The organism is Alteromonas sp. AMM-1, assembly GCF_047290655.1.
Taxonomy (GTDB): Bacteria; Pseudomonadota; Gammaproteobacteria; order Enterobacterales; family Alteromonadaceae; genus Alteromonas; species Alteromonas mangrovi.
The window spans coordinates 1-14,143 of record NZ_JBLBUE010000091.1 but is presented as its reverse complement, the minus strand read 5'-3'; the positions used below and the strand labels follow the sequence as shown (position 1 = coordinate 14,143).

The 14,143-nt window shown below is 46.5% G+C and carries 13 protein-coding genes; 9 read left to right on the top strand and 4 right to left on the bottom strand.

What is annotated here, in order from left to right; translation table 11 throughout:
* The 3 genes from ACLR2L_RS13600 to ACLR2L_RS13590 form a co-directional block, all read left to right on the top strand.
* The coding region (locus ACLR2L_RS13600) for an adenylate/guanylate cyclase domain-containing protein (RefSeq protein ID WP_413368732.1) at positions 1–352 on the top strand (352 nt) is incomplete at its 5' end.
* 93 nt (positions 353–445) lie between these two features.
* Positions 446–1,564, top strand: a complete 1,119-nt coding sequence (locus tag ACLR2L_RS13595; RefSeq protein WP_413368730.1) for a cupin domain-containing protein — start codon at positions 446–448, stop codon at positions 1,562–1,564.
* Positions 1,565–1,574: 10 nt separating this feature from the next.
* On the top strand, positions 1,575–2,033 hold the full coding sequence (locus tag ACLR2L_RS13590; protein ID WP_140956807.1) for a GNAT family N-acetyltransferase: 459 nt from the start codon (positions 1,575–1,577) through the stop codon (positions 2,031–2,033).
* A 6-nt stretch (positions 2,034–2,039) separates the two neighbouring features.
* On the opposite strand, the gene ACLR2L_RS13585 is transcribed toward ACLR2L_RS13590, so the two are convergent.
* The gene (locus ACLR2L_RS13585; protein WP_140956806.1) at positions 2,040–2,444 is read right to left on the bottom strand and encodes a DUF4826 family protein; all 405 of its coding nucleotides are present in this window, start codon (positions 2,442–2,444) and stop codon (positions 2,040–2,042) included.
* A gap of 5 nt (positions 2,445–2,449) precedes the next feature.
* A complete protein-coding gene (locus ACLR2L_RS13580; RefSeq protein WP_413368727.1) occupies positions 2,450–5,539 on the bottom strand; it encodes an FAD-binding and (Fe-S)-binding domain-containing protein in 3,090 nt (1,029 codons plus the stop codon).
* A 219-nt stretch (positions 5,540–5,758) separates the two neighbouring features.
* Here ACLR2L_RS13580 and ACLR2L_RS13575 point away from each other — a divergent pair, with 219 nt between their 5' ends.
* From ACLR2L_RS13575 to ACLR2L_RS13560, 4 genes are all read left to right on the top strand, one after another.
* Positions 5,759–5,974, top strand: coding sequence for a DUF2892 domain-containing protein (locus tag ACLR2L_RS13575; RefSeq protein WP_413368725.1), 216 nt, complete (start codon positions 5,759–5,761; stop codon positions 5,972–5,974).
* A gap of 19 nt (positions 5,975–5,993) precedes the next feature.
* Positions 5,994–7,934 carry a putative bifunctional diguanylate cyclase/phosphodiesterase gene (locus ACLR2L_RS13570; protein ID WP_413368723.1) on the top strand — a complete coding sequence of 647 codons (1,941 nt, stop codon included), beginning with the start codon at positions 5,994–5,996 and terminating at the stop codon, positions 7,932–7,934.
* 92 nt (positions 7,935–8,026) lie between these two features.
* The gene (locus ACLR2L_RS13565) at positions 8,027–8,260 is read left to right on the top strand and encodes a PGPGW domain-containing protein (protein ID WP_140956803.1); all 234 of its coding nucleotides are present in this window, start codon (positions 8,027–8,029) and stop codon (positions 8,258–8,260) included.
* A gap of 194 nt (positions 8,261–8,454) precedes the next feature.
* On the top strand, positions 8,455–8,958 hold the full coding sequence (locus ACLR2L_RS13560; protein WP_413368720.1) for a prepilin-type N-terminal cleavage/methylation domain-containing protein: 504 nt from the start codon (positions 8,455–8,457) through the stop codon (positions 8,956–8,958).
* A 32-nt stretch (positions 8,959–8,990) separates the two neighbouring features.
* Here the strand turns inward: ACLR2L_RS13560 and ACLR2L_RS13555 are convergent, their stop codons facing one another.
* Together ACLR2L_RS13555 and ppsA are read right to left on the bottom strand one after the other, a co-directional pair.
* A complete protein-coding gene (locus tag ACLR2L_RS13555; RefSeq protein ID WP_413368718.1) occupies positions 8,991–9,965 on the bottom strand; it encodes a GGDEF domain-containing protein in 975 nt (324 codons plus the stop codon).
* A gap of 199 nt (positions 9,966–10,164) precedes the next feature.
* Complete coding sequence (gene ppsA / locus ACLR2L_RS13550) at positions 10,165–12,546, bottom strand: phosphoenolpyruvate synthase (protein ID WP_413368716.1); 2,382 nt, start codon at positions 12,544–12,546, stop codon at positions 10,165–10,167.
* Between the two features lie 191 nt (positions 12,547–12,737).
* Between ppsA and ACLR2L_RS13545 the strand changes: the two genes are divergently transcribed.
* On the top strand, positions 12,738–13,550 hold the full coding sequence (locus ACLR2L_RS13545) for a pyruvate, water dikinase regulatory protein (protein WP_140956799.1): 813 nt from the start codon (positions 12,738–12,740) through the stop codon (positions 13,548–13,550).
* A 327-nt stretch (positions 13,551–13,877) separates the two neighbouring features.
* Positions 13,878–14,143, top strand: a 266-nt coding sequence (locus ACLR2L_RS13540; RefSeq protein WP_413368714.1) for a MarR family winged helix-turn-helix transcriptional regulator, incomplete at its 3' end; no start/stop codon positions are given.

Genomic DNA, 14,143 nt, shown 5'->3' with positions numbered 1-14,143 from the left:
TGACCGGCAACAAAACTGCAGCGCAGTCATGGACTTTGCAATCGCACTTCATCAGTTGATAAATAAGCTCGCGCAACGCAGTAAACTCCCTTTTCAACTGCGGATAGGTATTGCAACCGGGCCGGTTAACGCTGGCATACTGGGTAGTCAGCGCCCTCAATTTGATGTATGGGGCCAAACTGTTAACCTTGCCGCATTTTTGGAGCAGTCGTGCAGTCAGGCTTCCATTCGCTACTGCACACAAACAGAAGCACTGCTGGATACACCAGTTAACCAGGTGTTTCATCGCTTACATAGCCCGAAACACCCTGGCATTAACGGTTGCTACGAGTGTAAACCCACCGATCGGTGAGTGTCTGCAACAACAAAAACCACCATACGGAAGCAACGACTGCCAACCGTTTCTGCTATCATGTTGTTCAATTCACCTCTAACTGGAATAACAGTGACACATTTCGACAGCAATGAATTTTTAGGGAACTACTGGCAACAAAAACCCTGTATATTAAGACAGTTTTTCCCGCAATTTGAAGATTTCATTGACGAGCATGAACTGGCTGGCCTGGCCATGGAGGCTGAACTCGACAGCCGGATAGTTCGCTTTCACAAACAATCGTGGCAAGTTATTCAGGGACCTTTTGACGATTTTGACCAATGCAAAGGACTATGGAGCCTGTTAGTTCAGGGCGTTGACAGAGTTGTTCCGGACGCGGCAGAAATGATGGAACATTTTAACTTCGTTCCCTATTGGCGAATGGATGATTTAATGATCAGCTTTGCGATACCCGGTGCAGGCGTTGGGCCGCATGTTGACCAGTATGATGTGTTCTTAGTACAGGGCAAAGGCCGCAGACGCTGGCGGGTTGGCCCCCCGGACTGTACTACAGAACATATCACCGCCCCTGGTCTTCGCCAGGTTGATGACTTTACCCCCATTATTGACTGTGAGCTGTTACCCGGCGATGTGTTATATATACCGCCTGGCTGGCCGCATGATGGCAAAGCAATAGAGCCAAGTTTAACCTACTCAGTTGGCTTTCGCGCCCCAGAACAAGCGCAGCTTACCGGATTTCTGGCAGAACATTTCGCCGACCAAGCCAGCGTGCCGCTGCGATTTTCAGACCCTAAGCGGAAGAACGGTAGCACACCGGTATGGGTAACCTCAGAAGACTCACACAACCTGAAACAACTCATTATTCAGGCTACAGAAACACAGGACTTCCTATTATCACTGCTTACTTTGCTTAGTGAACAATCGTTGGAGCCAGAGTCGCCAGAAGCGACGGTTACGGATTCACAAACCCTGAGTGATTTTGAACAGGGACTAATGCTTGACCGGCTAACCGGCCTGCGCCCCATCATGCATCCTGAAGCCGCAGACTGGCTATTTGTAAATGGTGAAAAAGTCCCGCACAGCTGTTCAGATAATGCATTTTTGGCACAATTATTAGCGAAAAATGTTATCGGTCTTGCAGACTTTAACAGTCATCCGGGTAAACTGGACATAATTTCAGCGTTTACTACACTGACTAATATGGGTTATTACCAGTTTATATGTGAGTAATGGGGATTGTATGATTTACAATATCGAAGCCGTCAGATGGGATTCTGCGAGACATCATCTCGAAGCGCTTCGACGGGCGGTGTTTGTACTTGAATGGCGCTTACCGGAAAGTGCTGAATTTGACGAACTCGACCTCACCGCTTTTCATGTTCTGGTTCTGGATGAACACAACAAGCCCATTGCGACCGGCAGACTCACCCAATTCGGCGAGCTTGGTCGCATTGCCGTGTTACCAGGCTATCGCAACATAACTGTTTACAAAACTCTGTTTTCAGCATTGCTGAAACTGGCCAGTGTTAACAATATCCAGCAGGTAAAAGTGCAATCTGCGCTGGAACGTGTCGACTATCACCGCGAGCGGGGATTTCATCCAGAAGGACCAGTATTTATGGAAGCTGGCTTACCCATGCAAAAAATGGTTTGCCAGCTCTCCCACTTCGACCTTCCGGACGTCGAACATATTCACTAATTCGGGTTATGCCCAAAGTTTGTCATTGTTGAATAGTTCGTACAAACTGTCTGCACGATTACGTAGAATGCCTACAAATTCGGCCTGGCCAGCATCCTGTTTTGTATTACTTGCTTCCAGGTTTTCTGCCTTTAACTGCCAGCGCATAGAAAAAAAGCGCAACGCTTCACGTGCTGAAGTAGCATTATCAACCAAAGTCAGGTCGGTGGGTAAATCGCCGGAAATTACCCAGTACACTTTCTGATCCATGGCTTTAATTTTCCAAACAGCCAGAAAGGGAGCAAGATAGCGGCTCTGATCGGTGATCACGCTGTCAAATAATATCCCTTCCTGCGCCAGGTATTGATTGGCTTTTTGAAACTGCGCCTGTACCCAGGCTGTCATTTGTTGCTCGTTTATTGCTTCTGTCATGATATTTATTTTCTGGTTATGCACTGCAGTAAATGTTGCAGCGGGTGTTTGGGCTTAAAACTGTCAATACGGTTAACCTGGCTTCTGCACGAATAACCAGACGCCATTACTTGCTCTGGCTTATAGCGGGAAATTGCCTGCTCCCAGCTCAACGCATAAATCCCCAGTGAATTGGCTTTATTTTGTGCTTCATGACCATAATTTCCCGCCATGCCACAACAGCCAACTTTCACAATATCTACCGGCTGGTCAACTGCCGCAAAAATAGACTGCCAGGCTTGCTCAGACTTAGGTAAAGCTGTCTTTTCCGTACAGTGAGCGAACAACGCCAGGGCGTGTGACGGCTTCGAAATAGCGCGGTCTGCCCAGGTTTCAGCGGGCAAGGTTTGTAACCATTCATGCACAGTGTGTACCGCAAAATCACCGCGTTTACTGCCCAGAATATGCTCGTATTCATCCCGGTAACACAGTACCAGCGGTGTATCGACCCCCACCATGGGCATGTTCAACGCGGCAGCAGTATTTAAAAACGCTGCTGTATCTGAAGCGGTTACAGCAAACTCTTCCAGAAACCCTGCGACATGCTGAGGTTTGCCATTCGGTTTAAACGGCAATAACACAGGCGTTTTGCCCAATTCCCGAATCAGACGGCCAAAGTCGAGAACCACTTGTGCGTCGTAATAACTGGTGAACGGGTCCTGTACAATAAGCACGTAGCGCTCGCGCTCTGACTCTGGTACCGCCGATAACACAGCCAGATCAAAGGTATTAAATATTGCGGACTGCTGCTGTTCGAGGGTTGGATAAGATAATAACGGTGCGTCTACGTACCCGACACGCTTTTCAATTATTCCCTGCAGCCAGGACGCCCCTAAAAAGGCATTAACTACCCGTGGGAATTTCGCCATCAAAGGTGTCATTTTCTCTACATTTGCCACCAAATGATCTTTTAAAGGACGCAAGTAACGCTGATAGTAAATCGACAAAAATGTCGCGCGGAAAGTAGGTACGTCCACTTTGATCGGGCACTGACTGGTGCATGACTTACAGGACAAGCAGCCACTCATTGCTTCAAACACCTCATGGGAAAAGTCATCTTGTTTAGCCCGGGTGTTTTTGTATCGCGTCCACCAGCTTGTTTTGAACTGGCTGGCTGACAACTTAGTGGTATCTACACCTTGTAATGATAACAGTCTGACCCACTCTCGTATGAGTCCAGCACGTCCTTTAGGACTGTGGCGGCGGTCTTTGGTGATCTTGCTGGACGGACACATCGGAGACGTTGTGTCATAGTTAAAGCACAGGCCATTGCCGTTACAATCCATGGCAGGCTTAAAAGCTTCCTTGAACGCAACGGGAATCGTGCGATCAAAGGTGGCACGTTTTACATCACTCACACGCACTAATTCATCCGTGCTGTCTAATGGCGTACAGATTTTACCGGGGTTCATTTTGTTTGCGGGATCAAATGCCGTTTTGATGCGGCGCAACTCGTTGAACAGCGATTCACCAAAAAACGCAGGCCCGTATTCGCTGCGGAAGCCTTTGCCGTGCTCGCCCCACATCAAACCACCGTGCTTCGCAACGAGTGCAACCACTTCGTCTGAAATCTGGTGCATGAGTTTTTCCTGCTCAGGATCACATAAATCCAAAGCCGGTCTCACATGCAGTACGCCTGCATCAACGTGACCAAACATGCCATATTGCAAACCATGGCTATCAAGCAGCGCGCGGAACTCCATAATAAAGTCGGCAAGGTTCTCTGGTGGTACGCCAGTGTCTTCCGCAAATGGGATAGGTTTCTGGCTACCCTTCGCATTGCCAAGTAAACCTACGGATTTCTTGCGCATGGCATATATCTTGTCGATATCAGCTCGGTCAAAAGTGAGCTGGTAGCCTATTACACCATACTCGCCGCTGGCTGCGGCGGCGGTTAACTCTTCTTCCAGACGGGCAATGCGGGCTTTGATCTGGTCTAAATCATTGCTGTTGTACTCCACCATGTTCAGACCCTGCATATCCTTGCCAGGTACATCTTTAATCAGATCTGCAAGGGAATGCCAGATAATATCGGTGCGTGCCAGATTCAGTACCTTACTGTCTACCGTCTCTACCGACGTTGCCTGAGCTGCAATCATTCTGGGAGCATGGCGCAATGCCGATTCGAAACTGTCGTACTTGATATTAACTAACGCGGTTTGCCTTGGAATAGCGGTTAACGACAGTTTGGCCTCAGCCACGAATACCAGAGAGCCTTCCGAGCCGGTAATCAAACGACTCACATCGATACGCTGATTAACCTCGTCGTAGGCATGCTCAAGATCGTAGCCGGTTAAAAAACGGTTCATGCGCGGGAATTTCTCAAGAATTTCACTGCGCTTACCGCGACAGGTGCTAAGAACCTGACGCAAAATGCGACCGTAAGTGTCGCTGCGGGTAGCCAGTTCTTCGGCTTCTTCCACACTAAGTGGCGACGTTTGCAATATTTCGCCATTAGCCAGTACGCAGGTTAATCCCAACACGTGATCACTGGTTTTCCCGTAAACCAGAGAGCCCTGACCAGACGCATCGGTGCTGACCATACCGCCCATAGTTGCGCGATTACTGGTGGACAAATCAGGCGAGAAAAAATAGCCGTAGGGTCGCAGAGCATCATTAAGCGCGTCTTTCACCACACCGGATTGCACTCGTACCCACCCTTCCTGAGGGTTGATTTCGAGGATTTTGTTCATGTGGCGTGACATATCCACCACAATACCGTCGGTCAGACTCTGACCATTTGTACCCGTACCGCCTCCACGTGCACTGAACTTCACGTCAGGATGCTGATTTGCCAGTTCGCCAATAATCTGTAAATCGTTTATCCCTTTGGGTAACACCACTGCTTGCGGTAGCTTTTGGTACACAGAGTTATCAGTTGCTACCGACAAACGACTGCCATAACTGTATTCAATATCGCCAGCAAACGCGGATTTTTCCAGACTCAGAAGATAACGCCGATATACTTCGGAAATGGAGGACTCGATGGGTACTACAGGTAAATTCAAGGCAACGCTCTCGTCATTAGTTTGGCCGCTAAGTATACCTAGCCACATCGCCATGCTCCACCGTTACCGCAGGTTTTTTCAACATAAGAGGTCGGGCTTCCTTTGTTCTTCCAAAAAATGAATACTCCGTCAATTACGCATCATAAATAACTATAATTTATTGATTTATAACAACTAACCGAAGTAACAATTTCTATACAACTTGCAAATTAGTGTGTTCAGCGCTATTTTCAAATGGTAATAATAATAACGATAGTGAGATAACTTATGGCAATTACGTCTAATCTGAGCACGATAGATCGTTCATTGAGAGGTTTTATTGGCATCGGCGTCAGCGCATTTGCGCTTTTCAATGGCGATATTATTGACGATGTGTTTATTGAGGTTCTGCTGGGCATTTTCGGTGTGCTTAACTTAATCTCCCTGGCATCAGGATGGTGCCCGGTTTACCATCTGGCAGGAATAAGTACGCGTAAACAATAACCCTGGGTTAGTCATTATTTTGCCAGTCCAACCCATCACCCAAATCAATCGCGATACCTCCGTCAGACCGCGTCTCATCGTTGCCTGTTTGGTTGTGTCGGTATTGGTGTCTGCGATTTATGTTACGGTTTCTTATCGCTTAACTGCCGATGTGAGTTTACAAACTGAATTACACGCCATGGAAAAGCTGGCGCGAATGCTCAGTAGTGAACTCACGTTACGTGAGGGCAGTATTGCAGAGCAGGCCGATCCGTTGATTAATATATTGTCGGACCCTAACGACGACACACCGCGCTTATTTCACATTCAGGGGGCAAAGGAGAGCTGGCAAAGAGGGCATCGGTTATCAAAATCCGAGCAGGCCAACTTATTAAAATTAGTCTCCCGGGATCAAAACAAAACACATCTGATTGAAGAAAGCGAACGCAGCTTTTTGTGGCAGCATTTTACTGGTGAAAACAATACGGTTACTTTCATTCAACAAACAACAGCAATGGATACCACGTTGTCGTTTGTGGCAAAACGGCTGTTGATCACCTCTGTGCTGGTGTTTTGGATTGCAGTTTGGCTGGCACTTACCCTGTCATCGTTAATTGCAAAGCGGGCCGAAGAAATTAATGAAACCCTTGCTACTATTGCTACTCATGATGCATTAACCGGACTGCCAAACCGTTTGTATTTAATGGATAAATTAACAACGGCATTGTTAAAACCGCATGCTTCAACCGCAGTTTCAGAAGCCAGCGTATTTGTTATCGATTTAGATAAATTTAAAGAAGTGAATGATTCCTTTGGACACTCTGCAGGCGACACTCTGCTTAAAGAAGTCGCGACACGCTTATTAGACATAGTGTTGCCACCTGCGGAGTTAATTCGAATTGGCGGCGATGAATTCATTATCTGGGCACCAGGATTGAGTATAGAACAAGCAGAAGCACTTGCCATTGAATTGGTAGGTGCCTGCGATACTCCCATCATGATAAACGGACTTGCCGTAAATACAGGCGCGAGCATAGGCATATCGCACTACCCCACACACGCAAACGAGCCCGAAGCGCTCATTGTGTGTGCCGATACGGCGATGTACAAAGCCAAAGAGCAACGCAATGGATGGCAGGTGTACGATGACAATAAAATTGCAGACTATAAACACAATTTGCAACTGCGGGCAGAATTGCACGACGCAATATTGCAACAGCAGTTTATTTTGCATTACCAGCCCAAAGTCGATCTGGGCTCAGGCTGTATTGTGGGCGTTGAGGGGCTATGCCGGTGGGAGCATCCGCGGCTGGGTTTGCTAATGCCGGGGCATTTTATCGACTTAATAGAAGACAGCGGAAAAGTACAAGAATTTGGTCGCTACGTTATAGCAAAAGTGATTGAGCAAGCTGCGTATTGGCAGCAACAGGGTATTGCTATTCCCATTGCGGTAAATTTATCGCCGTATAATTTATTAGACCCAGGCTTGGTAAGTTTTATTCAACAGCAGTTAACGACGCATAAGGTAGCGCCTGAGTTAATTGAAATTGAGCTAACCGAAAACGAAACAAGTTTGAATATTAAATATATCAAGGCTGCCCTGGACAATATTCGGGAGCTCGGTATATCTCTGGCAATTGACGATTTTGGTACCGGCATGAGTTCGTTGGCGTATCTTGCCCATTTGAATGTTAACGTACTGAAAATCGACAGGGCCTTTGTTACCGATATTGAAGTGAATACTGGCCACAAGGCAATTGTCGCCTCTGCCATTACCTTAGCTCAGTCGTTTGGCTGTAGCATGGTTGCAGAAGGTGTGGAAACCTTATCTCAGGCTACCCTGTTGCACGATATGGGCTGTCGGGTTGCACAAGGCTATTTATTTTCCAAACCAATGCCAGAAGCGAAAGTAAAACAACAAATCTTATCGGGTAAAACCCTGTACCCGCATGCGCAGGGGCTCGAATCCTCACCCGCTTAATGCCAAATCCATCACATTTCTTTACATTTATACAATGGGAATTTGATTCTATTACGGTAAACTCAACGTTCAACACTCAGGAATCATCCATAATGAAAATTGTTAGAATTGGCTTAGGAGCAGTATTATTTATTGGCGGCATTGTACTTACCCTGCTGCCGGGTTCAATTTTATTTGTGCTTGCTGGACTGGTATTGTTGAGTTACGACTGGCCCCGTGCCAGACATGTGTTGCGATATTTCCAAAATCAAATGAGTAAGGGAGCAAGACGCCTCGATCGTTACCTGTTAGACCGCAAGTTGCGAAAATCCCGCTGTTCACGATAGCTATAGTTTATCCTCGTTACCTTTTGCTTTAAGTATGATCTTAACGTGTTTGTGCCCGTATACCCTTGTGGATAGTAGAAATCAACTGCGGTGACTACCCTACTAAAGCATAATGTCCTGCAACTGGATTAAATTTACGTATTAAGTTTAAATACCGCCTTACTCAAATGCAGGTTACGTAGTAGAGATCAGGCATGAAACAACACGGTTTTACATTAATCGAACTTATTATAGTCATTGTGATCATCGGCATTCTGTCGGTTACCGCGGCACCGCGTTTTATTGATTTTCAGGGCGATGCTCGCAAAGCGACATTACAAGGCGTAAAAGCAGCCTTAGAAGGCGGTTCTCGTCTGGTGTTTGCAAAGTCAGCCGTTGCAGGTGAACATCGTTCTGCCAATGAAAACCTGGTGTTAAACGGCAGCACTGTTTACACTGTGTACGGTTATCCTGCGATACGCGATGTGGTGACTAATTTGCGCGCCTGGGCAGATATTGATGGCAGTGGTAGTGGAAATGGCACAGATTTTCGCATCGCAGTCTCTACCGATTCAGCACCACAAGCAGTTACCCAAACAGACCAGTTTGCTATTTTACCCAGCGGCGTTGGCTCAACGGTTAACTGCAAGGTAATCTATACTCAGGCACAGTCAGCCGGGAGTAGTCCAACGATTTCTGTGCTTGATAGCGATTGCTAAACTAATCGGTATTGCTGGACCGGGGTTTCTCATCAAGATGTAAATTGGTTTTTATCAAACACCACAACCTGATTGCGCCCTGCGTGTTTTGCACTATACAAGGCTTTATCTGCCTGCGTAATCAGTCCATCGTCAGTGGTGTCTTTGGTAATCGTTGCAACCCCAATACTGCATGTAATGCTAATATTCTGCGGAAGCGCGAGCTGTTCGATATTCTTTCGAACACGTTCTGCCAGTTCAACTGCCGCCCCTTGGGGAGTTTCTGGCAGTACCACCAGGAATTCTTCACCACCATATCGACCTACTTTATCAGTAGCGCGAATAGTTTCTGAGATACAATGCGCCAGCGCGGCCAGCACTTCATCACCGGCCTGATGGCCGTGGTTGTCGTTTACATGTTTAAAATGATCAACATCCACCATTAATATAGAAAACGGGCGATAGTACCGTTGATAGGTTATGTAGCTGCGGCTGAGTGTATTCATAATAGCAAACCGGCTTGCTACACCCGTTACGGCATCCGTATTTGCCTGCTTTTCCAGCATCGCGGTACGTTCTTTTACTTTCTCTTCCAATGACCGGTTAGTTTCTTCCAGTTGTGCTCTGAGACGTTCTAACTCTTCATTGCGCTGCTTCAGCATACCAAGACTCGGAATACTGATAAAAGTAGGCATGAGCTTCCACAGGAAAAATGCGGTAACTATTGATACCAGCCCGGTGGCAAATTTAATCATGCCCTCAACAAAATAATATCCATGCCAAATATTTATCACACCCGCCAGATGAGAGGCGCCGCAAAACGCAATAAAACCCGCAAATAAAGCAGCTAATCCATCGAATTTAAGATCCTTGCGCTTGCGCAGGAAATACACAATACCAAACGGGATAAGCGAATATGCCACCACGGTCATCAGATCGCCGCCCAGGTGCAAAAATAACAAATCCCATCGCCACAGCAAACAATGCCCATGTGGCATCAAACTTCCATCAAAGAGCCTATCAAACATCCTGGTCTCCATACATTCGATTACTGATATTGGTATTTGAACAAAAAAGTACGATTAACAGATTTAAGCGTACTCTTACTCCGGCAATTCGGCCAGAAAACAGTTTATCTGCCACCAGAAACAAAAAAGCCCACTCTATCAGAGTAGGCTTTTACAATTTATCTGCCAATAAGCATTGGCAAAAAACGTCAGATTTAAATCAGGCTTTATTGCCGTGCTGTTTGGCCAGATATAACCAGGTTTCAACCACAGTGTCGGGGTTAAGCGATACAGAGTCGATGCCCTCATCTACCAACCAGGCTGCAAAATCTTCGTGATCAGAGGGTCCCTGACCGCAGATCCCAACGTATTTACCGCGTTTTTTAGCAGCCCGGATAGCCATAGACAACAAGGCTTTCACGGCTTCGTTGCGCTCGTCAAACAAGTGCGCAATCAATCCGGAATCGCGATCCAGACCTAGAGTTAACTGAGTCAGGTCGTTTGAGCCAATGGAGAAACCATCGAAGATATCCAGGAACTTATCGGCCAGTAGTGCATTAGAGGGTAATTCACACATCATGATAACGCGTAAACCATTTTCACCTTTAACTAATCCCTGTTCAGCCAGTAATTCGATTACCTTCTGACCTTCTTCCAGTGTGCGAACAAATGGGATCATAATCTCAACATTAGTGAGACCCATTTGGTTACGAACGCGTTTTATGGCTTCACATTCAAGAGCGAAACACTCGCGGAAATCCTCAGAGATATAGCGGCTTGCGCCACGGAAACCCAGCATTGGGTTTTCTTCATCCGGTTCATACTGGTAACCACCCACCAGATTGAAGTACTCGTTAGACTTAAAGTCTGACATACGAACAATGACTTTCTCAGGGGAGAATGCCGCACCGATCGTTGAAATACCTTCTACCAGTTTGGTTATGTAGTACTCTCTGGGCGATTCATAGCCCGCAATCATGTCGCGGATTTCGGCTTTCAGATCGTCTGGCTGTGCATCAAAGTTCAACAATGCTTTGGGGTGCACACCAATCATGCGGTTAATAATAAACTCCAGACGTGCCAGCCCCACCCCTTTGTGCGGCAGACGGGCAAAATCAAATGCGCGATCCGGGTTACCCACGTTCATCATTACTTTGAGCGGCAGATCAGGCATCGAGTCAATCCGTGACGTAGTGACATCAAACTCAAGCTGCTGGTTATAGATATAACCGGTATCACCTTCTGCACAGGATACGGTGATCTTGTCGCCGGTTTGGATAGAGTCAGTCGCGTTGCCGCAGCCTACTACCGCAGGAATACCCAGTTCGCGAGCGATAATAGCCGCGTGACAGGTACGGCCACCACGGTTAGTTACAATGGCAGACGCTTTCTTCATGATCGGTTCCCAGTCCGGGTCGGTCATGTCGGTAACCAGCACATCGCCGGGCTGGATTTTGTCCATTTCTTCAATAGATGCCAGTACTTTGGCTTCGCCTGCACCAATTTTGTGGCCAATCGCACGTCCTTCACACACGATACCTGCGCTGCCTTTCAGGTGGAAACGCTCAATAGTTTGTGCATCTTCGCGGCTGCGAACGGTTTCAGGTCGAGCCTGAACAATGTATAACTGGCCATCTGTACCGTCTTTAGCCCACTCAATGTCCATAGGACGTTTGTAGTGCTGCTCAATGATTTGTGCCTGTTTTGCCAACGCCATTACTTCGTCATCGGTTAACGAGAAGGTTTTGCTTTGGGCAGGCTCAATATCAACAATGGTTACCTGCTTGCCATGACTTTGATCGGCAGAGTAAATCATTTTGGTTAATTTGCTACCCAGGTTACGGCGAACTATGGCCGGTTTACCGTTATTAAGGGTAGGTTTGTGCACATAGAATTCGTCAGGGTTAACCGCCCCCTGCACAACCATTTCGCCGAGGCCGTACGAACTGGTAATAAACACCACATCTTCAAAGCCTGATTCTGTGTCGATAGTAAACATAACGCCTGATGAAGCGATGTCACTGCGCACCATGCGTTGAACACCGGCTGACAAAGCAACCCCTTTATGGTCGTAACCCTGGTGAACACGGTATGAAATAGCGCGGTCGTTAAACAACGAAGCAAACACGTGTTTAACGGCAACAATGACGGCGTCGTAACCTTTTACGTTCAGGAAGGTTTCCTGCTGACCTGCGAACGAGGCATCTGGCATATCTTCTGCAGTAGCGGATGAACGCACGGCAAAAGAGGCCTCATTACCTGCATTACCCTGTAATGCCGAGAACGCAGACTTTATTTCCTCCTCCAGCTTAGGCTGGAACGGCGTATCGATGATCCACTGACGGATGTTTTTGCCCGCTTCAGCTAACGCTGATACGTCATCGACATCCAGTGCATCGAGTACTTCATGAATTTTCGCTTCCAGACCACTTTGCTCTAGAAATTCATTAAATGCATAGGCTGTTGTTGCAAAGCCACCTGGCACTTGTACACCCGCGTTGGCAAGGTTTGAAATCATCTCACCGAGCGAAGCATTTTTACCGCCAACACGATTTACATCGTGCATGCCCAACTCTTGATACCAAAGTACGTATTCTTGCACTTTTACAGCCTCCAGCTTGTAACTATTTCTGTACGCGCGGTTTTAAAATGCGCTTGTAGGGTAAGAGGAAATCAGGCCTGATGTGGTGTGCAGACTAGATTTTCCATACGGAAATTCTAAAATGCCGATTATAAGAAAGTAAAATTTTATTTCATTTCGTAATAAATTTACGACAAAGTTAAGGAGTTGTTGTGCGCACCGCATTTTATATTTCAGATGGCACTGCCATCACGGCAGAGGTGTTTGGCCACGCTTTACTGTCACTTTTCCCGACAGAATTCAATCATAAAACAATTCCATTTGTTGAAACTGAAGAACAAGCTTATGGCGTAATCGAAAAAATATCTGAAAGTTTTCAAGATAGTGGTGTACGGCCGCTCGTTTTTTATACAGTAGTAAACACAGATATTCGTCGAATAATCTCCCGATCCGTCGGGATTAACTACAATTTTCTGGACCAATTCGTTGCGCCATTGGAAAAAGTGATAGGCGTGCCATCAAAACCAGAGAAACATCGCACCCACAGTATCCACGAAAAAACCTACGATATACGTATAGAAGCAGTGAACTACGCACTGGCAAATGACGATGGCTCCAACCTGAAGGACTATCACGAGGCAGACATCATTTTAGTGGGCGTATCGCGTTCAGGTAAAACCCCAACCAGCCTGTATTTAGCGCTACAGTACGGTATTAAGGCTGCCAACTACCCGTTTACCGAAGACGATATGGGCGACATGCTAAAATTACCCAATGTATTAAAGCGCTTTAAGCACAAGCTGTTTGGTCTCACCATAGAGGCGGAACGCCTGCATCAAATTCGCTCTGAGCGCCGTGCGAACAGCCGCTATGCATCGTTGCAGCAATGCAGAATGGAACTACGTGAGGTAGAAAATCTCTATCGCAAAGAAAAAATCCCGTTTCTTAATAGCACAAAGTATTCAATTGAAGAGATTTCCGCCAAGATCCTGGCCGAAACAGGCTTGCAGCGCCGTAAATATTAAGCGGGAAAAACACTTCTGTAGTTAGGTATTAACGGATTCAGCATATTCGCTCCTGCCAACAGTCGAATATGTTGAATTATTGCTTTTTTTAGCCGTTCCCCCGCAATTTGGTTTGTCATAAATTCCCGCATATCTCGTTCAAAGTCAGCTAAAAAGACAACTGCCTTAGTAAAAAAACACTATTTATCAGTATTTTTTACACCGTTACTCATAAAGTATTGGTTGCATAATTATAGAATTATAAAAGGTTTGATATACTCAGTAGTCGTTACAATACAAACAATTCTATTGTGTTTTTCAGCAAACGACGTCGCTACAGGCCATGAGATGAGAAAAGAAGAAGAATTATTGATTGCCCTTCGCAGGGTAATTCGGGCGGTAGATTTACGCAGTAAACAGCTCAGCAAGGACGTAGGCATTACTGGCCCACAGTTACTGGTACTGCAGAATATACAACGCCAGCCAGGGATCATGGTGAAAGAAATTGCCGACAACATCAATTTAAGCCCGGCAACCATTACTAACATACTCGACCGACTGGAAGCGAGGGAACTGGCAAATCGCATTCGCAGTACCGAAGACAAGCGCAAAGT

Excerpts from the sequence above, each read along its gene's own strand:
- ACLR2L_RS13590 (WP_140956807.1), top strand. The coding sequence starts at position 1,575 with ATGATTTACAATATCGAAGCCGTCAGATGGGATTCTGCGAGACATCAT.
- ACLR2L_RS13585 (WP_140956806.1), bottom strand. The coding sequence starts at position 2,444 with ATGACAGAAGCAATAAACGAGCAACAAATGACAGCCTGGGTACAGGCG.
- ACLR2L_RS13580 (WP_413368727.1), bottom strand. The coding sequence starts at position 5,539 with ATGTGGCTAGGTATACTTAGCGGCCAAACTAATGACGAGAGCGTTGCC.
- ACLR2L_RS13575 (WP_413368725.1), top strand. The coding sequence starts at position 5,759 with ATGGCAATTACGTCTAATCTGAGCACGATAGATCGTTCATTGAGAGGT.
- ACLR2L_RS13565 (WP_140956803.1), top strand. The coding sequence starts at position 8,027 with ATGAAAATTGTTAGAATTGGCTTAGGAGCAGTATTATTTATTGGCGGC.
- ACLR2L_RS13560 (WP_413368720.1), top strand. The coding sequence starts at position 8,455 with ATGAAACAACACGGTTTTACATTAATCGAACTTATTATAGTCATTGTG.
- ACLR2L_RS13555 (WP_413368718.1), bottom strand. The coding sequence starts at position 9,965 with ATGTTTGATAGGCTCTTTGATGGAAGTTTGATGCCACATGGGCATTGT.